This window comes from Streptomyces hesseae, from assembly GCF_031845785.1.
GTDB classification, from domain to species: domain Bacteria; phylum Actinomycetota; class Actinomycetes; order Streptomycetales; family Streptomycetaceae; genus Streptomyces; species Streptomyces hesseae.
This window is the reverse complement of record NZ_JAVRFI010000011.1, coordinates 18,169-43,742: the sequence shown is the minus strand read 5'-3', so window position 1 is coordinate 43,742 and position 25,574 is coordinate 18,169. Positions and strand designations below refer to the sequence as shown.

General features: G+C 72.6%; 18 protein-coding genes and 1 pseudogene. 8 read left to right on the top strand and 11 right to left on the bottom strand.

Translation table 11 applies throughout. The features are described from left to right. Complete coding sequence (locus RM609_RS18380; protein ID WP_311612218.1) at positions 1-1,026, top strand: TolB-like translocation protein; 1,026 nt, start codon at positions 1-3, stop codon at positions 1,024-1,026. Positions 1,027-1,040: 14 nt separating this feature from the next. On the opposite strand, the gene RM609_RS18375 is transcribed toward RM609_RS18380, so the two are convergent. Beyond that, positions 1,041-1,223, bottom strand: coding sequence for a tail-anchor membrane protein (locus RM609_RS18375; RefSeq protein WP_311612217.1), 183 nt, complete (start codon positions 1,221-1,223; stop codon positions 1,041-1,043). A gap of 156 nt (positions 1,224-1,379) precedes the next feature. On the opposite strand from RM609_RS18375, the gene RM609_RS18370 reads away from it, so the two are divergent. Both RM609_RS18370 and RM609_RS18365 read left to right on the top strand, forming a co-directional pair. Beyond that, positions 1,380-4,268 carry an SCO1167/SCO6262 family helicase gene (locus RM609_RS18370; protein WP_438828473.1) on the top strand — a complete coding sequence of 963 codons (2,889 nt, stop codon included), beginning with the start codon at positions 1,380-1,382 and terminating at the stop codon, positions 4,266-4,268. After that, positions 4,265-5,206: pseudogene (locus RM609_RS18365) on the top strand (SWIM zinc finger family protein); the annotation flags it as partial. The gene RM609_RS18370 and the pseudogene RM609_RS18365, both read left to right, overlap by 4 nt. A 109-nt stretch (positions 5,207-5,315) precedes the next feature. On the opposite strand, the gene RM609_RS18360 reads toward RM609_RS18365, so the two are convergent. Further along, positions 5,316-5,756: a hypothetical protein gene (locus RM609_RS18360; protein ID WP_311612214.1), complete on the bottom strand. Its 441-nt coding sequence runs from the start codon at positions 5,754-5,756 to the stop codon at positions 5,316-5,318. 145 nt (positions 5,757-5,901) lie between these two features. Here RM609_RS18360 and RM609_RS18355 point away from each other — a divergent pair, with 145 nt between their 5' ends. Further along, on the top strand, positions 5,902-6,399 hold the full coding sequence (locus RM609_RS18355; RefSeq protein WP_311612212.1) for a hypothetical protein: 498 nt from the start codon (positions 5,902-5,904) through the stop codon (positions 6,397-6,399). On the opposite strand, the gene RM609_RS18350 is transcribed toward RM609_RS18355, so the two are convergent. After that, positions 6,347-7,219, bottom strand: coding sequence for a phosphatidylinositol-specific phospholipase C/glycerophosphodiester phosphodiesterase family protein (locus RM609_RS18350; protein WP_311612210.1), 873 nt, complete (start codon positions 7,217-7,219; stop codon positions 6,347-6,349). The genes RM609_RS18355 and RM609_RS18350 overlap by 53 nt on opposite strands. Positions 7,220-7,467: 248 nt before the next feature. Between RM609_RS18350 and RM609_RS18345 the strand changes: the two genes are divergently transcribed. From RM609_RS18345 to RM609_RS18335, 3 genes are all read left to right on the top strand, one after another. Then, complete coding sequence (locus RM609_RS18345; RefSeq protein WP_311612209.1) at positions 7,468-8,661, top strand: phosphodiester glycosidase family protein; 1,194 nt, start codon at positions 7,468-7,470, stop codon at positions 8,659-8,661. Between the two features lie 134 nt (positions 8,662-8,795). Continuing rightward, positions 8,796-10,208 carry a family 2B encapsulin nanocompartment shell protein gene (locus RM609_RS18340; protein WP_311612207.1) on the top strand — a complete coding sequence of 471 codons (1,413 nt, stop codon included), beginning with the start codon at positions 8,796-8,798 and terminating at the stop codon, positions 10,206-10,208. A 219-nt stretch (positions 10,209-10,427) separates the two neighbouring features. After that, complete coding sequence (locus RM609_RS18335) at positions 10,428-11,834, top strand: family 2B encapsulin nanocompartment shell protein (protein WP_311612205.1); 1,407 nt, start codon at positions 10,428-10,430, stop codon at positions 11,832-11,834. 18 nt (positions 11,835-11,852) lie between these two features. Here the strand turns inward: RM609_RS18335 and RM609_RS18330 are convergent, their stop codons facing one another. Then, positions 11,853-12,047 (bottom strand): hypothetical protein, encoded by a 195-nt coding sequence (locus tag RM609_RS18330; RefSeq protein WP_126917074.1) that lies wholly within the window; start codon positions 12,045-12,047, stop codon positions 11,853-11,855. After that, on the bottom strand, positions 12,011-12,391 hold the full coding sequence (locus tag RM609_RS18325) for a BTAD domain-containing putative transcriptional regulator (protein WP_311612204.1): 381 nt from the start codon (positions 12,389-12,391) through the stop codon (positions 12,011-12,013). The genes RM609_RS18330 and RM609_RS18325 overlap by 37 nt, the downstream gene beginning before the upstream one ends. Before the next feature lie 182 nt (positions 12,392-12,573). Here RM609_RS18325 and lysX point away from each other — a divergent pair, with 182 nt between their 5' ends. Continuing rightward, the gene (gene lysX / locus RM609_RS18320) at positions 12,574-15,948 is read left to right on the top strand and encodes a bifunctional lysylphosphatidylglycerol synthetase/lysine--tRNA ligase LysX (RefSeq protein ID WP_311612202.1); all 3,375 of its coding nucleotides are present in this window, start codon (positions 12,574-12,576) and stop codon (positions 15,946-15,948) included. 81 nt (positions 15,949-16,029) lie between these two features. Here lysX and RM609_RS18315 read toward each other — a convergent pair whose 3' ends face one another. The 6 genes from RM609_RS18315 to RM609_RS18290 are packed head-to-tail and all read right to left on the bottom strand — an operon-like array spanning position 16,030 to position 25,551. Then, on the bottom strand, positions 16,030-19,074 hold the full coding sequence (locus tag RM609_RS18315) for an alpha-mannosidase (RefSeq protein WP_311612200.1): 3,045 nt from the start codon (positions 19,072-19,074) through the stop codon (positions 16,030-16,032). A 40-nt stretch (positions 19,075-19,114) separates the two neighbouring features. Further along, positions 19,115-21,178, bottom strand: a complete 2,064-nt coding sequence (locus RM609_RS18310; RefSeq protein ID WP_311612198.1) for an endo-beta-N-acetylglucosaminidase — start codon at positions 21,176-21,178, stop codon at positions 19,115-19,117. Between the two features lie 52 nt (positions 21,179-21,230). Further along, positions 21,231-22,448 carry a glycoside hydrolase 5 family protein gene (locus RM609_RS18305; protein WP_311612196.1) on the bottom strand — a complete coding sequence of 406 codons (1,218 nt, stop codon included), beginning with the start codon at positions 22,446-22,448 and terminating at the stop codon, positions 21,231-21,233. Positions 22,449-22,465: 17 nt separating this feature from the next. Then, complete coding sequence (locus RM609_RS18300) at positions 22,466-23,296, bottom strand: carbohydrate ABC transporter permease (RefSeq protein ID WP_311612194.1); 831 nt, start codon at positions 23,294-23,296, stop codon at positions 22,466-22,468. A gap of 17 nt (positions 23,297-23,313) precedes the next feature. Beyond that, on the bottom strand, positions 23,314-24,234 hold the full coding sequence (locus tag RM609_RS18295; RefSeq protein WP_311612192.1) for a carbohydrate ABC transporter permease: 921 nt from the start codon (positions 24,232-24,234) through the stop codon (positions 23,314-23,316). A gap of 24 nt (positions 24,235-24,258) precedes the next feature. Then, complete coding sequence (locus RM609_RS18290; protein ID WP_311612191.1) at positions 24,259-25,551, bottom strand: ABC transporter substrate-binding protein; 1,293 nt, start codon at positions 25,549-25,551, stop codon at positions 24,259-24,261. Positions 25,552-25,574: the final 23 nt, after the last annotated feature.

The following is a 25,574-nucleotide window of genomic DNA, read 5'->3' as shown; positions in this document are numbered from 1 at the left end:
ATGAACCGCACGCACCGACTCCTGGTCCTGCTCGCCGCCGTCCTCCTCCTGACGGGGGTCGCCGTCGGCGCCACCCTGCGGGCCGCCGACCGGGCGGCGGAGAAGGACCGGCCCCGTGCGGGCGGCCCGCCCGTACGACCCGGCGCGGTCACCCTCGACGCCCCGGGCCGCGACGTCTTCCGGAACATGTCCTGGGGGCCGCACCGCGACGAGGTCGTCTCGGTCTCCGACACCGACCCGGCCGGCCCCCGCACGTCCTCCGGGGTCCGCTGTCTGCGCTTCCACGCGGCGGCGGGCACCGGAATCTGCCTCCAGTCGGTACGCAGCGGCCTGCGGGACGTCTACCGGGCCGTGGTCCTCGACGCGCGCCTGCGCCCGCTGCGCCGCTACGACCTGGCGGGCATCCCCACCCGCGCCCGGGTCTCCCCCGACGGGCGGGCCGCGGCCTGGACGGTCTTCGTCAGCGGCGACTCCTACGCGGGCACCGCCTTCTCCACCCGCACCTCGGTCCTGGACGTCCGCACCGGGGAACTGGACCGCGATCTGGAGACCTACCGTTTCCTCCTGGACGGCCGGCCCCACCGGGCCGCAGACCTCAATGTCTGGGGCGTCACCTTCGCCGACGCCGGGCACTTCTACGCCACCGTCGCCACGGACGGCAAGACCTACCTGGTGCGCGGGGACCGCTCGGAGCGGACGCTGCGCGCCCTGCACGAGAACGTCGAATGCCCGTCCCTGTCCCCCGACGGGACGCGCGTCGCGTACAAGAAGCGCGTCGAGGGCGCGTCCCCCGACGCGCCCTGGCGGCTGTACGTCCTGGACCTGCGCACCCTGCGCGAGACCGCCACGGCGGAGCGGCGCAATGTCGACGACCAGGCGGTCTGGCGGCGGGACGGGCACACTCTCGTGTACTCCCTGCCCGGCGACTACGGATCCGATCTGTGGACCGTCCCGGCCGACGGCTCCGGCCGCGCGCGACTGCTGACGGAGGCGGCGCTCGCCCCCGTGTTCACCGCGCGTCCCTAGAGCCGCCCGGCGGCCTAGCGCCCCAGCTGTTTGCGGGACGCCCTGCGCAGCCGTGTGCGCTGCGACGGATCGAGCAGCAGATAGGCGCCGACGGGAATGCCGACCATCACCAGCAGCGCCGCCCAGAAGGGCAGCAGCCACAGCAGGATCACCCCCACCGCCACACCACCGACGGCGACCTTGGCCCTGTTGGTCATGTCCGTGCCTCCTTCACGACGGCTGCCGAACCCGGTTTCAGCGTACGTCGGTCCACGCGAAGGAGAGTGACGCGGCTCACCCCCGGGGGTCCTCTCATCGGCCGCGCGTCTCCTGTACCCTCGGCCGCTCCGACCCGCACTAGTCAAATTTGAGGAATGCGCAGCGCTGTGACCCCGCTCTCTGCCGCGACACCCTCCGACGTCTCCCTGCTCGCCCGCTGTCAGGCGGTCTTCCTCCCCGGGGACCCGGCCCGTACCGGGCGGGTCGCCTTCTGGCTCCCCGACGGCACACCGCCCCTGGCGGGCGGCACCGTCGAGGAACTGACCGTCGCCGTCCCCGACGGCGACGAGGTGACCACGACGACCGTCCGGGCGAACGTGCTGCCCGTGCGCGACGCCGTCCCCGTCCTCACCCGCGCCCGGGCCGCCCGGGCCGACGAGACGGCCGCCTTCTGGGGCGCCGTCGCCGTCCTCGCCCTCCAGCTCGCCGCACGCGGCAAGCTGCTGCCCGGACTGACCGGCACCGACCACGACACCTGGCGGACCGGGCCGCTCACCCCCGACGACACCCGCCGCGTCCAGGAGCTCGCCGCGGCCATGCCGCCCACGGCGCACGCCGTACCGCTGCCGGGCGGCGGGGCGCCCCTGCTGCCCGAACCCGAGGGGCTCGTAAGGTCCTTCCTCGACGCCGTCGCCGACGGCCTGCCCCGCTCCCCCGCCGCCGTCCTCGCCGCGGGCGGCCGCCCCTTCGCCGCCCCCGAGCCCCAGCGAGTGCCCGCCGCGCGCGCCTGGGCCACCGGGTACGACACGGCCGTACGTCTCTCCCTGCGCGTCGAGGTCCTCGCGCAGACGGGGCCCGAAGGGACGGGCGAGGAGCTCCGCCCACGCTTCCGGGCCGTGCCGCAGCTGCACAGCCTCTCCGACCCGGCACTGGTCGCCGACGCCGCCGACGTATGGTCCGGTACGTCTCCGGCGGGCCGCGCGCTCGGCGGCGCCCGCATGAACGCGCTGCGCGCCCTGCGGCGCGCCGCCCACGCCTGGCCCGCGCTCTCGCCCCTGGTGTCGGCCGCGGTGCCCACCGCCGTCGACCTCGCCGACGAGGAGACCGGGGAGCTCCTCGGTACGGCCGCCCGGGCGCTGGACGCCGCGGGCGTCGAGGTCCACTGGCCCAAGGACCTGGTCCGCGAACTCACCGCCCGTGCCGTCGTCGGCCCGCCGGACGACGCGTCCGGGCACCGCTCGGGCGTGCCGTCCCTGCTGTCCGCCGACAAACTGCTCGCCTTCGGCTGGCGCTTCGCCATCGGTGACCAGGAGCTGACGCGGGCGGAGCTCGACCGGCTCGCCGAAGCGAGCCGTCCCGTCGTACGGCTGCGCGACCAGTGGGTACTCGTCGACCCCGAGGCGCTGCGCCGCGCCCACGCCCGGCGCGACCGGCGGATCACCCCAGCCGAGGCGCTGGGCGCCGCGCTCACCGGCAGCGCCCCCGCCGGGAACGACGACGAGACGGTCGAGGTGCTCGCGACGGGCTGGCTGGCGGCACTGCGCGACCGCATCGCCGACCCGGAGGCCCGCCGTGAAACGGTCGCCCAGCCCGCCGCGCTGGCCGCCACCCTGCGCGACTACCAGCTGCGCGGCCTCGACTGGCTGAACCGGATGACCTCGCTCGGCCTCGGCGGCTGCCTGGCCGACGACATGGGCCTGGGCAAGACCATCACCCTGATCGCCCTTCATCTGCACCGGCAGACTCTGCCGGAGGCCGCCGGCCCCACCCTGGTGGTCTGCCCGGCCTCCCTGATGGGCAACTGGCAGCGCGAGATCGAACGTTTCGCCCCCGGCACCCCGGTCCGCCGCTTCCACGGCACGTCCCGCGACCTGGACGCTCTCGGCGAGGGAGAGTTCGTCCTCACCACCTACGGCACGATGCGACTGGACGCGCCCCGGCTGGCGGGCATCGGCTGGGGTCTGGTCGTCGCCGACGAGGCCCAGCACGTCAAGAACCCCTCCTCCGCGACCGCCAAGGCCCTGCGCGGCATCGGGGCGAAGGCGCGCGTCGCGCTGTCCGGCACCCCGGTCGAGAACAACCTGTCCGAGCTGTGGGCGATCCTCGACTGGACCACGCCCGGGCTCCTCGGCACGCTCGGCGGCTTCCGCCGCCGCCACGCCCGGGCCGTGGAGAGCGGCACCGACCCGGCGGCCGCCGAGCGCCTCGCGGCGCTCGTCCGCCCGTTCCTGCTGCGCCGCCGGAAGTCCGACCCGGGCATCGCGCCCGAGCTGCCGCCCAAGACCGAGACCGACCACCCGGTAGCGCTCACCAGGGAACAGGCGGGCCTCTACGAGGCCGTGGTACGGGAGATCCTCGCGGAGATCGCGGAGGCGGACGGGCTCGAACGGCGCGGGCTGATCGTCAAGCTGCTCACCGGTCTGAAGCAGATCTGCAACCATCCCGCCCAGTTCCTCAAGGAGAACGTTCCCGGGGATCCGGGCAAGGCGGGCGACGGCCCCCGGATCGAGGGGCGTTCCGGCAAGGTCGAGCTTCTCGACGAGCTGCTGGACACCATCCTCGCCGAGGGCGGAAGCGTCCTGGTGTTCACCCAGTACGTCCGGATGGCGCGTCTCCTGGAACGTCATCTGGCCGAGCGGGGTGTGACCACCGCGCTGCTGCACGGCGGTACGCCCGTGGCGCGCCGGGAGGAGCTGGTCCAGCGCTTCCAGGAGGGCGAGATCCCGGTCTTCCTGCTGTCGTTGAAGGCTGCCGGCACGGGCCTGAACCTCACGCGCGCCGGTCATGTCGTGCACTTCGACCGTTGGTGGAATCCCGCGGTCGAAACCCAGGCGACCGACCGTGCCTACCGCATCGGCCAGACCCAGCCCGTCCAGGTGCACCGGCTCGTCGCCGAGGGCACCGTCGAGGACCGGATCGCGGAGATGCTGGCGCGCAAGCAGGCTCTCGCGGACGCGGTGCTGGGCGCCGGGGAGGCCGCGCTGACCGAACTGACCGACGCGCAACTGGCGGAGCTCGTGGAGCTGAGGGGGACCGGACGATGACGACGACGGCACACGACCGGCGGGAGCGCGTCTTCGCGGCCCTGCCTCCGGCCGCGGGGCAGGGCTTCGCCACCAGCCGGTGGGGCCGGGCATGGCTCAAGGCGCTGGAGGACACCGCCCTGGACGGCAAGCAGGTGAAAGCCGGCCGCCAGTACGCCCGCGCGGGAGCCGTCGGGGCGGTGTCCGTCCGGCCGGGGCGGATCACCGCGCTCGTCCGTGACCGGGACGGCGTCCCCTACCGCTCGGACGTGGTGGTCCAGCGATTCACGGACGCCGACTGGGACCGGCTCCTGGACGTGGTGGCCGACCGCCCCGAGCACATCGCGGCGCTGCTGGACGGGGAACTGCCGCCGCACCTGGCCGAGGACGCGGCCGCGGCGGGCGTCGACCTGCTGCCCGGCATCGGCGATCTGGAGGCCGAGTGCGCCTGCGGGGCGTGGGACCACTGCCTGCATTCGGCGGCGCTGTGCCATCAGGTCGGCCGGCTGCTCGACCGGGATCCGCTCGTCCTGTTGCTGCTACGGGGGCGCGGGGAGCAAGAGTTGCTGGAGGAGCTGCGAGCGCGCAGTGCCCCGCATGCCGATTCGCACGCGCCGGAGCCGCCCGTGGGGATACCGGCGCGTGAGGCGTTCGCGGGGCGCGGTCTCGTGCCGCCGCTTCCGGATCCCCCGCCGCTGGTGGACGTGGCGGGGCGGCCTCCTGTCCTGGCCGGAGAGGGGGACGGGGCCGAGGGGGCGCACGGGCTCGACGTCGAGGCCCTGGCGTTCCTCGCGAGGGACGCGGCGGTCCGGGCGCGGCGGCTGCTGGCGGAGGCGCTGGCTCCGGGCCATGAGCTGACGCCGGTGCCCGGGGAGCCGACGGTGCGCGAGGACGCGGAGCGGCTGGCCGCGGCCGGGCCGCCGGCGCGGGTCGCCGCGCGGCTCGCTCCGGCGGCCGGCTAGCGGAGGCCGGCCGGCGAGTCATCTGCCGGTGCGTCGTGGCTGGTCGCGCAGTTCCCCGCGCCCCTTCGGGGCGCTGCCGAACCGCACCGGACTTCGCCAAGCCCGCTCAGAGACCGAAGATGTCCGTGGGCAAGGCCGAGGGGAGCGCCGTGGGCAGGCCCGACGGGAGAGTCGAGGGCAGCGTCGACGGGAATCCGGACGGCAGCCCAGAAGGCAGCCCGGAAGGCAGTTCGCTGGGCAGGCCCGATGGGAGCCCGGTCGGGAGTGGGAAGGGTGAAGAGGCGGTGCCCGCGGTCCCGGTCGGCTCCGCGCCGCGGCCCGGTTTGCCGCCGGAGTCCTTGCCGCCGATGAGCACCACGGCCCCCACCGCGAGGACCGCGACCCCCAGCAGCGCGGCGACGGCCGTCGCCGCCCGCCGCCCTCCCCCGCCACCGGGCGGGGGCGGCGGGTCCGGCTGGCGGGCGGGGCCGAAGCCGCCGGACGGTCCGTAAGGTCCGTACGGCGGGCCGGATGGCGGCCCCGGTGGGGGCCCTGGAGGGGTGGCCATACGGCCAGCGTTACCCCGCCGTGGCGGCCCGGCCCGGGCAGTGACCGTTCCGCTACGGGATCCACTCCGGAACCGGACATTCCATCGACCCGCCGACAATGCGGCATTACCTCAATAAATATCTGTTAACCGTATGATTCGACCGATGACTGCCGAGATCACACGGACACGCGCCGGCGAGGCGAAGGCGGGCGCGGCCCGCCTTCTGCTCGCCTTCCGGCACGGCAATCAGGCGGCGTTCGACGACTCGCTGCCCGGGTCCATGACGGCCGAGGAGGCCCGGGACCTCGTCGCCGCGCTCGTCTGGATCGCCAACGAGGCCATCCGGAAGGCCTACCGGCCCGATGTCGCCGACCGGGTGCTGCGGCACCTCGTCAGGCGGGTGCCGGACGAGCCCGGTTGGGTCGAGACGGACGAGGAGGCCGCACCGGATGTCGCAGTGCTGCTCGAATCCGTGTGGCGGAAGGACACGGAGAGGGTACGGGAGCTGGTGCGCGCCACGCCCGACACGACCTTCGTGCTGGGCAAGCTGGTGCAGGCGATCGCGCTGCTGCTGCCGGCGGTCCGGGACACGGAAGTGTGCCGGGTGCTCAACGAGCTGCGCGCAGGAACGTCTCCAGGCCTGCCAGGTCGTCCGTGTTGAGGTAGTCCACGCCGGCCGCGAGGAGCTCTCGCCAGAGCGCGTCCCGCGCCGGGCCGGGCACGTCCGGCGTGGCCCAGAAGCGAACCGTCCGCCCTTCGGCGTGCGCGGTGGCGACGATCCGCCGGAGGGCGGCCCGCTCATGGCCGGGCATGGGACCCACCCCTCGCCAGGTGAAGTTCTCCCCCCAGTTGTCGCTGATGAGGGGCGCGAAGGAGGCGGGCGCGCCGCCGAGGTCGGTGAGCCGGCCGTCGTAGAAGGCGTGGCGCGTCCGCTCCGCCTCCATGGGGGCGCGGGCGCCCCGGTCCCCCGAGACGACGGCGGTCACCGCGGCGCGGCGCGTCCGCCCGCCGGACCACTCGGTGAGCATCGGGTGGTACGGGCGCAGTCGGCGCGACAGGGCCCGGTAGGTGGCGTCGCCCGGGGTCTTGATGTCAATGAGCAGCTGGAGGGTCAGGTCGTATCCGCGGTACACCCGGCCACGGTTGGCTCTGACGCGGCGCAGCAGGGGATCGAGGTAGAGGGATTCGAGCGTGCGTGCGGAGTCGAGCCCGGAGGCGTCGTGCGCGACGAGGAGCTCGTCCCCGACCAGCCAGATGTCGGCCTCCACGCTGTTGAAACCGTGGGAGAGGGCGTCGGTGAGCGGGTGGGGGTGCTCGTAGTCGTTGTGCGCGTGGGCGTGGCGCAGCGGCGGCCTCGCGCGCCCGGTGTCCGCCGCCGCAGGCGTGGCGGCGGGGGCGGAAGCGGCGAGGGCCGGGGTGGCGAGGGAGCCGGCGAGCGCGGCTCCGAGGGCGAGGACGGCGGATCGGCGCGTACGGGACATGGGGCTGCCTCCCGGTGGCTCGGTGAGCGAATAGGGGCGGGCTGCGCACGCTGACGCTTGCGAGTATCGGGGCCCACCGGGCCGTTTGACAGGGCCGGGTCGAGAGTTGCGCCGGGCGCCGCCTGAGCTTTCCCTGTCGTTCTTTCGGGGCATGGTTAAGTCCCTTGCGCCATGACAGAGTTGACGGGACCTCTGGGGTGACAGTGGGAAGACGTGGATGCCGCGTACGCGCGGTTCTGACGGTACTGGTGGCATGGGTCTCGCTGGTCGGGGGCGGCACGGCGTGGGCGGGCACGGAGGAGTTCTCCCCGCCTGAGCTGGGCGCGCCGACCGCGCTGGGGCCCGGAGTGACGTATCGGGGGTTCTCTCTGAAGGGATCGAACGGACCGGCGTACGGTCATCTGCTCACGGTCGACCTGCGCGACCGGCGGGTGTCGGTGGACCTGTTGTATCCGGGAGCGGTGGGCGCCCGGGAGCGGCTGTCCCGGATGGCCGGCGACCGCGGCGCGGTCGGCGGGGTGAACGGGGACTTCTTCAACATCGCCGAGGCGCAGCATCCCGGGGTGGACGCCACGGGCGCGCCGGTGGGGCCGGCCGTGGCGGGCGGGCACGATCTGAAGGCGGCGGTGCCGGACGGCCAGCGGTTCGGCCCGGCGATGCCGTCGGGCGGCACCACGGAGGACGTCCTGGGCGTGGGCGCGGACCGGACGGCGCGGCTGGACCGGCTCACGCTGGAGGGGTCCGTGCGCGCGCGGAACGACGAGTTCCCACTGAGCGGCTTCAACCAGTACGCGATCCCGGTCGACGGCATCGGGGCGTTCACCCCGGCCTGGGGCACGGCGTCACGGCTGCGGGCCACCTGTGGCACGGACACCGACCGGGGCGCGCCGTGCAGCGACGACACCCGTGAGCTGACCGTACGCGGGGGCCGGGTGGCGGCCGTGGCGGAGCGGCCCGGCCGGGGCGCCGTCGCCCGGGGTTCGGTGGTGCTGCTGGGGCGCGAGGACGGGGCGCGGCAGCTACGCAAGCTCAAGGTCGGGGACCAGGTGGCGGTCGACGAGTACCTCCGGCCCCGGCGTTCGGGGTCGCTGCGCTTCGCGATCGGGGGTTTTCCCCTGCTGCGCGGGGGCAGGCCCGTCGGGGGGCTGGACGCGGCGACCGCCGCCGTGCGGACCGCCGCCGGTCTGGCGGACCGGGGGAGGCGGCTGTTGCTGCTGGCGCTCGACGGCGGAGCCGCCCACCGCCCCGGGCTGACCCTGTTCGAACTGGCCCAGGCCCTGAAGGGGCTGGGGGCCACCGACGGCTTCAACCTCGACGGCGGCGGCTCGTCGACGCTCGTCGCCCGGGATCCGGGAGAGGCCCGTCCGACCGTGCGCAACCATCCGTCGGGCGGGGCCGAACGGCCCGTCCCCAACGGGATCGGCATTTTTATCCGACCTTGACATCAGGTTTCAATCCCATCCTTTTGAGTGATCGCCCCCATCGATTCGCGCTGCTAGCTTCGAATGGGGGCGAGCGGGAATTCCCGACGGTTCCGCAATGGGCACTTCCGTAACGGATGGGTGGGCATTCGATTATGACGACGTCAGTGGAGACCGGAGCGGGCACGGATAATCCACCCGGGCGGCTGAGCCTGGGCACCGAGGCCGCCCGTAATCTGGCGACCACGACAAAGTCCGTTCCGCAGATGCAGGGGATCACCTCTCGGTGGCTCCTGCGGCTGCTGCCGTGGGTTCAGCTCTCCGGTGGTACGTACCGGGTGAACCGCCGGCTGACACACACACTCGGCGACGGCAAGGTGGAGTTCTTCACGACCGGCGCCGAGGTGCGGGTCATCCCGGCGGAGCTCGGCGAGCTGCCCCTGCTGCGCGGCTTCGCGGACCCCGCGGTCCTGGAGGCGCTGGCCGGGCAGTTCGTCCAGCGGGAGTTCCGGCCCGGTGAGCTGCTGGTGGAGGCGGGGCGGCCGGCGGACGAGGTGCTGCTGCTCGCCCACGGCAAGGCCGAGAGGTTCCACGAGGGCGAGTACGGCGAGCCGGCCGTGCTGGGCGTCCTGGCCGACGGCGGGTACGTCGGCGACCAGGCGCTGGCCGCCGAGCAGCCGGGCGAATGGGACTTCTCGGTGCGGGCGGTGACGGCCTGTACGGTGCTGACGCTGCCGCGCGGGCACTTCCAGGAGGCGCTGGACGGCTCCCCGGGCCTGCGGGCGCACGTCGAGGCCTACCGCCGCCGGTCGGCCCTCCCCCATAACGAGCACGGGGAGTCGGCGATCGACGTCGCCTCCGGGCACAGCGGGGAGCCGTCCCTGCCCGGGGTCTTCGCGGACTACGAGGCCTCGCCGCGCGAGTACGGGCTGAGTGTCGCCCAGACGGTGCTGCGGGTGCACACCCGCGTCGCCGACCTCTACAACGAGCCCATGAACCAGCTCGAACAACAGCTGCGGCTCACCGTCGAGGCCCTGCGCGAACGCCAAGAACACGAAATGATCAACAACCGCGAGTTCGGCCTCCTCCACAACGCCGACCTCAGCCAGCGCATCCACACCCGCAGCGGACCGCCCACCCCCGACGACCTCGACGAGCTGCTGGCGACGGTCTGGAAGGACCCGAGCTTCCTGCTGGCCCACCCGCGCACCATCGCGGCGATCGCCCGCGAGTTCAACCGCCGGGGCGTCTACCCGGACAGCGCCCAGGTGGGCGGCCACTCCCTGCCCGCCTGGCGGGGCGTGCCCATCTACCCCTGCAACAAGATCCCGATCACCGAGACGGGCGTCAGCTCGATTCTGCTGATGCGTACCGGTGAGGAGTCCCAGGGCGTCATCGGCCTCCATCGCACGGGAATTCCCGATGAATACCAGCCGAGCCTTTCCGTGCGCTTCATGGGCATCAGCGAAAAGGCCATCATGTCCTATCTGGTGAGCGCCTACTACTCGGCGGCGGTCCTGGTGCCCGACGCCCTCGGAATCCTCGAGAACGTCGAGATCGGGCACTGAGGAATTCCTTCGAAGGTCTCTTCCGTATGAGCGCGTGAAGAGGATCGTCACCCCGACAGCCGGGCGGGCCCATCGGTCTGGGCACAGCCGCCGCCCGGCTCTCCGGGGTGCCGCCCCGGAGCGCGCCCAGGAACGGTCCCGGGCCACCGGCCGGACCGCCCCGCCCTGCCCCGCACCACGTTCCACAGCATGAATCACACAGATGGGTGATCACCACATATGACCACGTCAGTGGAGCCGGAGAACACCGAGCAGGCCGCTCAGGCACAGCTGAGTCTGGGCACCGGCGCGGCACGCCAGCTCGCGACGACCACCAAGTCCGTCCCCCAGATGCAGGGGATCTCCTCGCGCTGGCTGCTGCGCGTCCTGCCCTGGGTGCAGGTGTCGGCCGGCACCTACCGGGTCAACAGGCGGCTGACCTACACCGTCGGGGACGGCCGGGTGGAGTTCATCTCCACCGGCGCCGACATCCGGGTCATCCCGCCGGAGCTGGGCGAACTGCCCGTCCTGCGCGGCTTCGAGGACGCCGACGTCCTGGAGGCCCTGGCGAACGCCTTCGTACAGCGGGAGTACGCCCCGGGCGACGCGCTCGTGGAGGCGGGTCAGCCCGCCGACCAGATCTTCCTCATCGCCCATGGCAAGCTCGCCAAGACCGGCACCGGCAAGTACGGGGACGAGACCGCGCTCGGCGCCCTCGCCGACGGCGACTACTTCGGTGAGAAGGTGCCGCTGGAGCCCGACGGCACCTGGGGCTTCACCGTCCGGGCCGTGACCCGCTGCGCGGTGCTGACGCTCACCCGGCAGGCCTTCCAGGAGATCGCCGACCGTTCCGACGCGCTGCGCGCCCACGTCACGGGCTTCGCGTCCCGGCCCGCGCCCCCCGCCAACAAGCGGGGCGAGGCGGACATCGCGGTGACCTCGGGCCACGCCGGCGAGCCGGCCATCACCGGCACGTTCGTGGACTACGAGCTCAAGCCCCGCGAGTACGAGCTGAACGTGGCCCAGACGGTGCTCCGGGTGCACACCCGCGTCGCCGACCTCTACAACGAGCCCATGAACCAGCTCGAACAACAGCTGCGGCTCACCGTCGAGGCCCTGCGCGAACGCCAAGAACACGAAATGATCAACAACCGCGAGTTCGGCCTCCTCCACAACGCCGACCTCAGCCAGCGCATCCACACCCGCAGCGGACCGCCCACCCCCGACGACCTCGACGAGCTGCTCTCACGGCGCCGCAAGACCCAGGTCTTCCTGGCGCATCCGCGGACGATCGCCGCCTTCGGGCGCGAGTGCACCAGCCGTGGCCTCTACCCGAAGAACATCGATCTCCTGGGCACCTCCGTGCGCTCCTGGCGCGGTGTCCCCCTGCTGCCCTGCAACAAGATCCCCGTGAGCGACACCGGCACCAGCTCGATCATCGCGATGCGGATGGGCGAGGACAACCAGGGCGTCGTCGGGCTCCACCAGACCGGCATTCCCGACGAGTTCCAGCCCAGCCTCAATGTGCGCTTCATGGGCATCAACGAGCAGGCCGTGTCGTCCTACCTGGTGAGCGCCTACTTCTCGGCGGCCGTCCTGGTCCCGGACGCGCTGGGTGTGCTGGAGGACGTGGAGATCGGGCGCTGACGGGCGCCGCCCGGCCGGTCAGGGCCTGACGCCGCCGACGATCTCGGCGGTGGCGTTGATCCCGTGCGAGATGGTCGGCGCGACGCTGGTGCTGGCGAGGACGAAGCCCAGCAGAACGCAGACCATCGCGTGCGAGAAGCGCAGCCCTCCGTTGCGCATGAACACCACCGACAGAATCAGAAGCAACAGGACCATGGAAATCGATACGGCCATGATGTACCTCCTCGGTGCGGCGGTGGACGTCCGCCAGTCTTGCTCATCTCACCGCCGGGACCGGTGCGACGGGCATACGCCATCCGGGTGGGAACGCGCCGCTGCGGCCGGGGAAAGGCGTACGGCGGGGGCGTGAAGGAGGCGCGCGTCCCGCCACGCCCGTTCGTCCAGGTCGCCCTCCAAGTCGCCGTCGCGCGGCGGCCGCCGAGATACAGGGCCCTCATGTACTGGCCGTGCAACCCCTCGTGCAGGGGGTTCCCGGCGATGAGGGCGGCCAGTCCGGCCAGCACCCCACGATGCCGCCCCAGCCGCAGCTCGGCGTCGACCAGGTGCTGGTGCGTCACCAGCCGTGACTCCTCCAGCTCACGGCACAGGCCCTCAACGTCTGCGGCGGCCTCGGGAACTACCGACGGATGGGCCCCGCCGACGGACCGGGCGTGGACAGCCCGCTCGCCGCACCGGACACGCGCCCCCGGCGAGCCGACTTCGGCGGGCGTGACGACCGGTGGATGCCTAGGCTGACGGAATGAGCCGCACAGTCCGGGACCGGTCCGCCGCAACGGTACGGGAGTCGGGGGCGCGCTCGACGCCGGAGAGCGCGGGGGCCGCCGAACGGGTGACCGCGTGGCAGCGCTTCCTGCACCGGGTGCCCAACGGCTTCGCGCTCTTCTTCGGGCTGCTCGGCGTCTTCTGCGCGCTGACCGCCCTGATCCCGCCGCTGCGGCGCGCGGTGCTGCCGGTGACCCGCGCCCTGGACCTGCTGACGATCCCGACCGCCGCGAACCTCGCCTACGCCGTCTTCCTGCTGCTGCTCGCCGCCGCGACCGCCGCCCGCAAGCGGGTCACGCTCTGGTTCGTACTGGCCTATCTGACGCTGCTGGTCTTCACCGACGCGGTGCTGCTGGCCGTGGGCTACTGGGACATGATCCCCTCGCTGGCGCTCAGCCTCGCCGCGATGGCGCTGCTGATCCTGGCCCGGCGGGAGTTCTACGCGGCGTCCCGGCGCGGGGCGTTCCTGCGCGCCCTGCTGGTGCTGGCGGCGGGCCTGGCGGTGGCGATCCTGCTGGGCTGGGGGCTGGTGTCGCTGTTCCCGGGCACGCTGGAGCACGGCGGCGGCAACCGGCTGCTGTTCGTGGCGAACAAGGTGTGCGGCGGTCTGGTCAGCGGGCGGCACTTCGACGGGCACCCGCCGCACTGGCTGTTCTTCCTCCTCGGCCTGCTCGGCGCGCTGGCCCTGCTGAACGCGGCGATGACGCTCTTCCGCTCCCAGCGCCTGGAAGCGGCCCTCCACGACGACGAGGAACCGCGCATCCGCGCCCTCCTCGGCCGCTACGGCGGCCGTGACTCCCTCGGCTACTTCGCGACCCGCCGCGACAAAGCCGTCGTCTTCTCCCCCAGCGGCAAGGCCGCCGTTACCTACCGCGTGGAGGCCGGTGTCTGCCTGGCCTCCGGCGACCCGCTGGGCGACCCGGAGGCGTGGGACCCCGCGATCGCGGCCTGGCTGGAGGTCGCGGGCCGCTACGGCTGGCAGCCGGCGGTGATGGGCGCCGGCGAGGAGGGTGCCAAGGCCTACGCCCGCGCGGGGCTGGGCGCGCTCCAACTGGGTGACGAGGCCATCCTCCAGGTGGCCACGTTCGACCTGGAGGGCCGGGAGATGCGGGTGACCCGGCAGGCCGTCCACCGGGTGGAGCGCACGGGCGCGACCGTGCGCGTACGGCGCCACTCGGCGCTCTCCGACGAGGAGATGGGCGAGGTCATCGGGCGCGCCGACGCCTGGCGGGACACCGAGACCGAGCGCGGCTTCTCGATGGCGCTGGGCCGGCTGGGCGACCCGGCCGACGGGGACTGCCTGCTCGTCGAGGCGTTCGACAGCGAGGGCACGATGATCGCGCTGCTGTCGTTCGTGCCCTGGGGGACCGACGGGATCTCGCTGGACGTGATGCGCCGGGACCGGGCGGCGCCCAACGGGGTCATGGAGTTCATGATCGGCCGCCTGTGCGCCCAGGCCGGGCGGTTCGGCGTCAAGCACATCTCCCTGAACTTCGCCGTCTTCCGGTCCGCCTTCGAGGAGGGTGCGCGCATCGGCGCGGGCCCGGTACTGCGCCTGTGGCGCAGGCTCCTGTTGTTCTTCTCCAAGTGGTGGCAGTTGGAGGCGCTCTACCGCTCAAACGTGAAATACAACCCCGAGTGGCGCCCCCGCTTCCTGTGCTACGCCGACGCGGGCGCCCTGGCCCGGATCGGGCTCGCCGCGGGTATCGCGGAAGGCTTCGTCGCGGTGCCGAGCCTGGGGAAGCTGTGGCGCCGGGGGCGGGCCCGGGGCGTCGCCAGCCCCGCCTCCACGGCCGGGCTCCCTTCCCTGTCCGAGCTGGGCTTCATCCCGGGCGAGGGGGCCGGGGCGGCGGAGGCGGACGAGCTCGCCGGCCTGCCCGAGCAGGTACGGGTGCGGCGGCACAAGCTGGACCGGCTGCGGGAGGCGGGCGTCGACCCGTACCCCGCCGACGCCCGCCGCACCCACACCCTGGCCGCGATCCGCGCCGCCCACCCCGGCCTGCCCCCGGCCTCCCGCACCGGCGAACGGGTGACCGTCGCCGGGCGCGTACTGCTCGTCCGCGACCACGGCGGCGTCGCCTTCGCCGTGCTCCGCGACTGGTCCGGCGACCTCCAGCTGGCCTTCACCCGGGACGGCTCCGGCGAGGAGCTGCTGCGCCGCTTCACCCGCCACGTCGACCTCGGCGACCATCTGGAGGCCGAGGGCGAGGTGGGCACCACCGACCGGGGCGAGCTGACCGTCTTCGTCACCCGGGCCCGGCTCATCGCCAAGTGCCTGCGCCCCCTGCCCGACAAACGGCGCGGCCTCGCCGACCCCGAGGCCCGGGTCCGGATGCGCTACGTGGACCTCGCGATCAGCCCCGACGCCCGCCGGACCGTACGGGCCCGCAGCGCGGCCGTCCAGGCACTGCGCCAGGGCCTGCTCGACCGGGGCTTCCTGGAGGTGGAGACCCCCATGCTCCAGCAGGTCCACGGCGGCGCCAACGCCCGCCCCTTCACCACCCACATCAACGCCTACGACCTCGACCTGTACCTGCGCATCGCCCCCGAGCTGTACCTCAAACGGCTGTGCGTCGGCGGCATGGAGAAGGTCTTCGAACTGGGCCGGACCTTCCGCAACGAAGGCGTCTCCTACAAGCACAACCCCGAGTTCACGATGCTGGAGGCCTACCAGGCCTTCGCCGACTACGACGTGATGCTCGACCTGACCCGCGAGCTCGTCCAGCAGGCCGCCACGGCTGCCCACGGCGCCCCGGTGGCGGTACGGCCGGACGAGCACGGCCGGCCCGTCCGGCACGACATCTCGGGACCGTGGCCCGTGAAAACCGTCTACGGCGCCCTCTCCGAGGCCCTGGGCGAGGAGATCGACGCGAACACGCCCTTCGCGGCGCTGCGCTCCTATTGCCACGCGACGGGCGTCGCGCACCGCCCGGAGTGCGGACGCGGCGACCTCGTACTGGAGCTGTACGAACGGCTCGTCGAGGAGCGCACCACGCTCCCGGTCTTCTACAAGGACTTCCCCACCGACGTCTCCCCGCTGACCCGCCCCCACCGGGCCGACCCCCGGCTCGCCGAGCGCTGGGACCTCGTCGCCTTCGGCACGGAACTGGGCACCGCGTACTCCGAGCTCATCGACCCCGTCGAGCAGCGCCGCCGTCTGACGGCCCAGTCGCTCCTGGCTGCGGGCGGTGACCCGGAGGCGATGGAGCTGGACGAGGACTTTTTGCGGGCGCTGGAGTATGCGATGCCGCCGACCGGGGGGTTGGGGATCGGGGTGGACCGGCTCGTCATGTTCCTGATGGGCCTGTCGATCCGGGAGACACTCCCGTTCCCCTTGGTGCGGCATCGGTAGCGCTCGGCTTTCGGAGGTGCGAGGGGGCGGAGCCCCCTCGGAAACGGTGAAAGGGCGGGGCTGGGGTCCCTCTTCCGGACCTCAGCCGCGACGGAGCCGCAGTGTCACGATCTCGAACGGCCGGAGGGACAGACTGGCCGTGGCCACCGCGACCGGCCGCTCCAACAGGTCGCAGACCATCACCTCCCCCACCTCGAACCCAACCGTCAGGCGAGCCGACGCCCGCCCGCCCAGCGATTCATAGACCCGCACGACCACGTCCCCGCTCCCGTCGTCCGCCAGCTTCACCGCCGAGACGACGACCGCGTCGTTGTCCACGGAAACCAGGGGAGACACAGCACCTGCCGTCCCCGAAACGCGCCGCTCCGGCAGATTGATCCAGTGTCCCTCCCGCACCGCGTCCCCCACCGACGCCCCCGGCACCAGCGCATAGCGGAAGCGGTGCACCCCCTGGTCGGTGCGCGGGTCGGGGAAGCGGGGGGCTCGTAGCAAGGACAGGCGCAGAGTCGTCACCGTGCCGGAGCCGCCCGTACCGGAGCCGTCGCGGGCCGCCCGCGTCACGTCGTACCCGTACGTCGAGTCGTCGACCAGCGCCACGCCCCACCCCGGCTCCTCCACATGGAGGAAACGGTGTGCGCAGGCCTCGAACTTGGCGGCGTCCCAGCTGGTGTTGGTGTGCGTGGGCCGGTGGAGGTGGCCGAACTGGGTCTCGGCCGCCACCCGGTCGGTGTGGACGTCCAGGGGGAAGGCGGCCTTGAGGAACTTCTCCGTTTCGTGCCAGTCGACCTCCGTCTCCACCTCCACCCGCCGCTCCCCCTCCGGCAGCGTGATCCGCTGCCGGACGCGCGAGGATCCGAAGGAGCGGACGATCAGGACGGCGCCGTCGTCCGTCCGCTCCAGCGTGTCGACGTCCGTCAGATCGGTGACCGTGTTCCGGTAGAAGCGGTCGACGTCCCAGGCGTCCCACATGTTGGGGAAGTCCTGGTGGAGCTGGAGGAGGTTCCCGGCGGCTCCCGGTGCGAGGGTCTCGCGGCCGGCCCTCCGGTCGTACACGGAGACGAGCAGCCCGCGCTCGTCGACGACGACCGTCAGCAGGCCGTTGTCCAATACGAAGCCGCCGCCCTCGCGCGGCTCCGCGGTGGTGCCCGAAGGCGCCGCCGACGGCTCCTCGCGGACGGCGGCTCCGAGGGCCGGCACGCCACCGCGCGCGTGGGGCGCCGCGTTGAAGACGACCGTCGCACGGCCGGCGCCAGCGCCATCGCCGTCGCCGTCGCCCGCCAGCGCCCGCAGCGCGTCCGCGATCAGTGACTCCAGTTCGGCGGCCACCTCGGCGTACGTCCGGGCCGCCTCCCGGTGCACCCAGGCGATCGACGTCCCGGGCAGGATGTCGTGGAACTGGTGGAGCAGCACCGTCTTCCACAGCCGGTCCAGCGCCTCGTACGGATACGGGAACCCGGGCACCCGTACCGCCGCCGTGGCCGCCCACAGCTCGGCCTCGCGCAGCAGGTGTTCGCTGCGCCGGTTGCCCTGCTTGGTGCGGGCCTGGCTGGTGAGCGTCGCCCGGTGGAGCTCCAGGTAGAGCTCGCCGGCCCACACCGGGGCGTCGGTGTACTCGGCGTGGGCCTTCTCGAAGAACACCGACGGTTTCTCGAAGACGACCTTCGCCGAGCCCTCCAGATCCGCCAGCCGCTTCGCCCGCGCCAGCATCTCCCGTGTCGTGCCGCCCCCTCCGTCGCCCCAGCCCGTGGGCGCGAGCGAGCGCGTCGCGCCGCCCTTCTCCCGGAAGTTGCGCTCGGCGTGGGCGAGCTCGCGGCCCGAGAGCTGGGAGTTGTAGGTGTCGATGGGCGGGAAGTGGGTGAAGACCCGGGTGCCGTCCAGACCCTCCCACCAGAAGGTGTGGTGGGGGAAGGTGTTGGTCTGGCTCCAGGAGATCTTCTGCGTCAGGAACCACTTCGCACCCGCCAGCCGCACCAGTTGCGGGAGCGCCGCTGAGTAGCCGAAGGAGTCCGGGAGCCACACCTCCTCCGTCTCGATCCCGAATTCCTCCAGGAAGAAGCGCTTGCCGTGCGTGAACTGCCGGGCCAGCGCCTCCGACCCGGGCATGTTCGTGTCGGACTCCACCCACATGCCGCCCACGGGGACGAAGCGGCCCTCGGCGACCGCCTTCTTCACCCGTGCGTACACCTCCGGCCGGTGCTCCTTGATCCACGCGAACTGCTGCGCCTGGGACATGGCGTAGACGAAGTCCGGTTCGTCTTCCAGCAGCGCGGTCATATTGGCGGTCGTCCGGGCCACCTTGCGTACCGTCTCGCGCAGTGGCCACAGCCACGCCGAGTCGATGTGCGCGTGCCCCACGGCGCTGATCCGGTGCGCGGAGGCGTGCGCGGGCGCGGCGAGGACGTCCGCGAGCCGCTCGCGCGCCCGTGCCGCCGTACCGCCGACGTCCTGGAGGTTCACGGCGTCCAGGGCGCGTTCGACGGCCCGCAGGATCTCCCAGCGGCGGGGCGAGTCCACCGGCAGCTCGTGCATCAGCTGTCCCAGCACGTCGAGGTCCTGGACGAGCTCCCACACCGTCCGGTCGAAGACGGCGAGGTCCATCCGGGTCAGCCGGTAGCGGGGCGCGTCGTCGGCGGTCTCGCGGTCGCCCAGCTCGGTGGGGACGAAGGGGTGGTAGTCGAGGATGACGGGGTTGGCGGCAGCCTCGATGTGCAGCAGCACCGGCTCGCCGCCGGTGGCGCGCTCGGCGATCCGGACCCACTGGTTGCGCGGGTTGAGCCCCTTCACGGGCGAGCCGTCGGGGCGGTAGACCAGGCCCTCGCACTGGAAGCCCGTCATGTTCTCGTCGAAGCCCAGGTCCAAGAGGGCCTCGACCGTACGCCCCGCCCAGGCCTCCGGCACCGCGCCGGTCACGGTGAACCAGCTGGTGCCCCACGCCGGGCCCCACTCCGTGCCCACCGCGACGGGCGTGCGCGGCGCCGCCAGCCCCTCCGCGACGGGCACGGGCTCGCCGGGCGCGTGCCACACGGACACCTCCAGCGGCACCGACTCGGGGTGGACGGCCGGGCGGATGCGCTCCTCCAGGACCCGCTTGAGCCGGGCCTCGGTGATGGTGCGGTCGTTGTGCATGCCTCTCCTTGTCCGGGGCGGCGGGACTGCCAGATGGTGGCTACCAGCGGTAGGTGACGGAAGCGGGGGCCGACGCGATGTACAGCTCGTCCACGGCGCGCACCTCGATGCGGGTGACCGCCTCGTCGGCCGTGCGGCGCAACGCCGGGACGTAGTAGGCATGCCCACAGGTGCCGCCGAGGAAGCGGGGCCGGCCGCCGGGCACGACCTGGTGGAGCTCGTAGTGGCGTACGGGCCCTGCACGCCGCGGCGTCGGCCGCCAGCTCAGGCGGAGCGCGGCCGTGCCGTCGGGGTTGCGGGCGGTGGCGATGACGGCCGGTGTGTCCGGCGGGCCGGGTGGGGCAGGCGGGCCGTCGTGCAGTGCGAGCTCGCCCAGCCGCCAGCGGACGCTTCCGCCGTCCGGGGCGGTGAGCCGGATGCCGAGGACGTGGGCGGTGGCGGCGGCTCGGCCGTGCAGCAGGGAGGCGAGGCGGAGGGTGACGGTGGTCCAGCCGCTGCCGCCGGCGGGGAGGGTGCCCACGGGGAGGCAGGTGAAACGATCCGGCTCGTCCAGGGCGACCGCCAGCTCCACGCGGACGGCCGCCGAGCCAGGGTCGGTGCGGTGGGCCAGCTCGGCCACGGTGGCGGGCGACAGCGGAAGTCTCGATGCGTAGAGCTCGACGGTGGTGGGTTCCGCTGTCGCGGCGTCGATGAGGTCGGTCAGGAGGCTGCTGCCGCCGCGCCAGGCGTCGGCGAAGTCGAAGCCGACGGCGGGCCGGGCCCCGGCCGTATGGATGACCCAGCGGCGGCCGGGGAGCCGGTCCTGGAGCCCCAGGTGGTTCCACGGCGTGTCGCCCTGGCCGCGTACGCCCCGCTCGTACCAGCCGAGGCCATGGCCGGTGTTGAAGGTGGTGGCGAAGGGGAGGGAGGTGAGAGTGGAGCGGTCCGCGACACAGACCGCCGGGGCGCGCCAGGGTCCGGGGTCGGGGCGGGTGGGGTCCAGGGAGGCGCCGGACCAGAAGCGGTCGTCGCGCGCGTGGAACGCGGCGGGGGCGCGATCGGTCCCGGGCAGGCTCTTCCAGGTCCACTCGGGGCGGTAGAAACCGTACGAGGCGATGTGGGGGCGCCCGGCGGGCACCACCGCGTCCCAGTCGACCCGGGTGTCCCAGCCGTTCGCCTCGACATCGATGCCCGCCCATAGCTCGTACGGGCTCCGGCCGAGGCTCCGGGCGAGCTCCCCGGAGGAGGCCAGGCCGGTGCGGCTCCAGTTGAAGTTCAGGAACATGGTGTCGGCGGCGCGGAAGAACGGGGAGTTGCGGTCGTTGAGCTCGTTCTGCCAGGCGATGTCACCGGAGATGGCCATGGCGTCGTACCACGTCACCCGGAGGCCCGTTCCGCCGAGCCGGCGGAGGTACGCGACGAAGTCCCGCATGTCGGCCCCGAGGCGGGCATCCCCGCCGCCCGTCTCCGCGTTGAGGAACCAGCCGTCGAAACCGTACGCCCGGGCCACCTCGATCAGCTTGTCGGCGAGCGGGAAGCCGCCGTCCGCGTCGCGTCGGACGAGGTCGCGGGTCCACTCCAGCCGCCCACCGTAGGCGGTGGGCGGCAGGAAGACCGTGCCGAGCACGGGCACGCCGTTGCGGTGCGCGGCGTCCACGACGGGGGCGTTGGGCGCGAGGATCAGCCCCTCGTCCGAGGAACCGCCCCAGAAGACGAGCTCGTCGAGGTAGGCCCAGTGGGTGAGGGCGTAGTAGTCGGCGGTGGCCGCACCCTGCGAGGGGTTGCCGGACGTCGGGGCGAACGCGGCGAGCGCGGATATCCGGGCCTCGTCGCGTCGCGCGGTGGAGTTGGGCGGCGGCGGCGCGAAGCGGGGGGCGAGGGGGACGGCGGCTCTGTTGAAGGGGAGGTCTGGGTCGCCGGCCGCGGTCCACGTACGGAGACTGCGGCGGCGGACGCCGGGGGGCGGGGTGCCGGGTGGGAGGGTGTCGGGGTACCAGTAGGAGGCGTACGGCTGGAGGTCGGTGGGGGCGACCGCATGGGCCGTCGCCACGGCCGCGACGGAGAGGGTGGCGGCGCCTGCGGCGAGGGCAGAAGCGCCTGCGGCCAGGGCCTGGCGGCGGGACATGTCCAAGGTGGCTCCTTCTTGGGGGCACCTCCCAGCGGTAGCTGGGGGAGGGTCAGGGGAGGACGACCTCCGTGATGCCACGCGCGGCCAAATACCCCGCGTCCCCCGCCCGTTGCGCCAGCACAACCCCCGGCCTTCCCCCACCGGAAGCGCCCCGCATCCATGCCTCGAAGAACGCGCCCCCCGGCGCGCACACCGACCGCCCGGGGGCGTCCTCCGGGTCCCCCGCGTCCAGGACCAGCGCCGTCCGCCGCGCCCCCGCCACTGGTTGGGGGCGGCGCGCGTACCGCCCCACCACCTCCCCCACCGGCTTGACCGACCGGTCGTTGGTCAGCAGCCCCAGCCCGTACTCCAGCTCCGGGAAGTCCGCCAGCGCCCGGTCGACGTCGTGCGAGCACCACCAGGTGATGCCCCAGACGTCCGGGCAGTCCAGGACGGCCTCGATCGTCGCCTCCGCGAAGGCCGCCGCGCCCGACGGCGGGATGTGCGGGGCCGGTGCCCCGACCTCCTGGAGCCAGACCGGGCGGGTGGGTTCGTCGGCCCAGGCCTTGGACAGCTCGACGGTGTACGCGGCGTGCAGCCCGGTCGCCGCGCCGTCGTGCCCGTAGCGCTGGGCGGTGCCGTCGAAGACCCACGAGTGGACGGCGGTCATGGCGCCGAGCCGGGCCGAGTGGGCGGGGGTGAAGGGGTGCGTGCCGTCGTACCAGGCGGCGTTGTAGGAGGCGTGGACATGGGGCAGGCCGGGGGCTCCCGCCTCGCACGCGGCGAGCATCCGCCGCAGCCACCGGCCGGCCTGTGCGGGGGTGACCGGGTCGGGGTCGGGGTGGGGGCGGCCGGAGAACTGGTTGGTCTCGTTGCCGACGGTCATGCCGAGGAAGCCGGGCCGGCCGGCGAGGGCGGCGGCGAGCGTCGTCAGATAGGCGGCTTGTGCGTCGACGACGTCGGGGTCGGTGAAGATGTTGCGGCGGTGCCAGGTGGTGGCCCAGGAGGGGATGAAGTCGAAGCTGGACAGATGGCCCTGGAGTCCGTCGACGGCGACGTCGAGCCCGCGTTCGGCGGCGGCGTCGGCCAGCCGTACCAGTTGGTCGACGGCGCGGGGGCGGATGAGGGTGCGGTTGGGCTGGAAGAGCGGCCAGAGGGGGAAGACGCGGATGTGGTCCAGGCCGAGGGCGGCGATGGAGTCGAGGTCGGCGCGGATGTCGTCGAGGTCGAAGTCGAGCCAGTGGTGGAACCAGCCGCGCGTGGGGGTGTAGTTGACGCCGAAACGCATGACGATCGGTGATCCCTTCAGCCCTTGACGGCGCCCTCGCCGACGCCGCGGAAGAAGTACCGCTGGAGGCACGCGAACATCACGACGAGCGGAGCGACGGCGATGACCGTCCCGGCGGCCACCAGCCGGGGGTTCTGGGTGAACGTTCCGTGGAGGTAGTCGAGCCCGACGGTGAGGGTGAAGCGGTCCTGGTCGGAGAGGACGATCAGCGGCCACAGGAAGTCGTCCCAAGCGCCCATGAAGGCGAAGATCGCGACGACCGCGAGGGTGCCGCGGACCGATGGCAGGGCGATCCGGGTGAAGCGCTGCCAGGCGTTCGCCCCGTCGATGACGGCCGCCTCCTCGGTCTCGTAGGGCAGGGCGGCGAAGGCGTTCCGCATGAGCAGGACGTTCAGGGCGCTCACGGAGCCGGGGAGGACGACGGCGACGAGGGTGTTGTTGAGGTGGAGGTCGCGTACGAGCGTTAACTGGGCGATGACGATGGACTCCACCGGTACGAGCAGGGCCAGGACGAAGGCGAGCCCGGCCGCCCGCCGGCCCCGGAAGCGCAGCCGGGCCAGGGCGTAGCCGGCCATGGCGGCGCCGACGAGGTTGGTGAGTACGGCGGCGGTGGCGACCTTGAGGGAGTTGAGGGCGTAGTCCCAGACGGGGATGGTGTCGGCGACCTCGGCGTAGTTGTGGCCGGTGGGGTGCTGGGGGAGGAAGCGCGGGGGTGAGGTGTAGATGTCCTCGGTGGTGTCCTTGAGGGAGGTGGACAGCTGCCAGAGGAACGGGCCGACGGTGATGGCCAGTACCAGCAGCATCAGCAGATAGCGAAGGGGCTTCTCCCAGCGGGACGCCCGGGTCATCGGTCCCCTTCCTCGCGTCACCGGTCCCCTTCCTCGCGTCGGACGCTGCCTGCGCGCAGGACGAGCAGCATCAGCAGCAGCGCGATGACGAAGACGACGAGGGAGAGCGCGGAGGAGTAGCCGACCCGGCCGTTGAGGCCGGTGCCGGTGCGCTGGACGAGCATCACGAGCGTGGTGTCCTGCCCGGCCGGCCCGCCGGTGGGCCCGGCCATCAGGTACACCTCGGAGAAGACCTTGAACGCGGCGACGGCGGACAAGGCAGCGACCAGCACCATCGTCGGCCGTACGGCGGGGAGGGTGACGCTGACGAAGCGGCGCAGGGCGCCGGCGCCGTCGACGGCGGCGGCCTCGTGCAGCTCGCGGGGGACGTTCCCGAGGGCCGCCAGATAAATGATCATGTAGTAGCCCAGGCCCTTCCACACGGTCAGGGCCATGGCACTGAACAGCAGCAGCCACGCGTCGCCCAGGAAGTCGACGGGCCCGGCGCCGAGGGCGTGCAGGATGCCGTTGACGAGGCCGCGGTCGTCGAGCATCCAGGTCCAGATGAGGGCCACCACGACCACGGAGGCGACGACGGGGGTGTAGTAGGCGGCGCGGAAGAACGTGACACCGGGGAGCTGCTTGCGCACCAGGAGGGCGAGGAGGAGCGGGAGGAGGACGGTGCAGGGGACGACGAGGAGGACGTAGAGGGTGCTGTTGCGCAGGGCGGTCCAGAACTGTTCGTCGTCCTGCATGTCGCGGAAGTTCTCGAGCCCGGTCCACCGGCCGGGGGTGAGGGTGCGGGCGTCGGTGAACGCCTGGTGGGCGGTGGTGAGGAAGGGGTAGAGGCTGAAGACGGCGACGACGGCGAGGGCGGGGAGGAGGAAGAGCCAGGGGCTCAGGGGCCGGTGGGTGCGGGCAGACGTTGCTTGCCCGGTGTCCCCGACGCTCGTTGTCACAGCGGGCTTCTTCACGACGGCGGCTCAGCTCTGCCGGAGAAGTCTGTCACTCTGCGCGACGGCGTCGTCGAGTGCTTGCTTGGGGGACTTCTTGCCCTGGAGGGCCTTGGCGACCTCGTTCTTGAGGACGGTCTTCATCTCGTCGCTCATCACCACGGGGGTGTAGTTGACGGCGCCCTTCAGCATCCTCGCGGAGGCCACGCGGACCCGGCCCTCGTCGGTGCCGTCGTCCTTCGTCCAGTACGGGTCGTCGAGCGAGCCCCGGGTGCTGGGGAAGACGGCGACCTCGTGGGCGAAGGCCTCCTGGTTCTTCCGGTCGGTGACGTAGTGGGCGAAGGCGATCGCGGCCGCTTTGCGCTTGCTCTTCTCGTTGACGGCCACACCCATCACGTACATGTTGGGTTTCCCGGTGTTGTTCGGCGCGTCGGTGATGCCGAGGTTCCGGTAGAGGGTGGGGGCGTTCTCCTTGAAGGTGGCCAGGTCGTTGGCGCCGCCGGGATTCATGGCGACCTTCTGTTCCAGGAACTTCTGGCCGGATTTCTCGGGGGTGTTGGTGAGGGCTTGCGGGTCGAGGCCGCCGCGGTCGTAGAGCTCCTTGTACTTGCCGAGCAGTTCCACGCCCTTGGGCTCGTTGTAGGTGAATTTTGTGGCGTCGTCGTTCATCAGCTTCACGCCATAACGGCCGAAGTCCTCGACGGACGGGGTGTTCGCGAGGGTCGCGATCCGTCCACCGGGCTTCCCGGCCATGGCAAGGGCGGTGGCGAACAGTTCCGCGTAGTTCTTCGGCGGTTTCTCGGGGTCGAGCCCGGCGGAGCGGAAGAGGGCCTTGTTGTAGAAGAGCGGCCCGGTGGTGAGGTACCAGGGGAAGGAGTACGAACCGCCCAGGCCGGGGAGGGTGTTGCCCTGCCAGGCCTCCGCCGTGTATTCGTCCTTGAAGCGCGCGGCGGCCTTCTCCTTGTCGAGGCCGACCAGCATTCCCGCCTTGGCGAGCGGATAGGACAGGTCCGGGGAGACGTTGACGACGTCGGGCAGAGTGCCGGCGGCGGCGTCGGCGCTGAGCTTGTCCGCGTAGTGCTCGGCGGGCTGGTCCAGCCAGGTGACCTTGACGCCGGGATTCTCTTTCTCGAAGTCCCCCACCAGATCTTCGAAGTAGTCCTTGAAGTTCGCGCGGAGGTTCCAGGTCTGGAAGGTGATGCCTCCTTCCGGCTTTCCGTCGGCACGCGATCCGCCGTCCCCTCCCCCGCCCCCGCAGGCGGTGAGTGCCAGGGTGGCGGCGACGGCGATGGCGTGGCGCGGCCGGGGCCGGGATATGGGCATGGCGGACGAGCTCCTTCGATCGG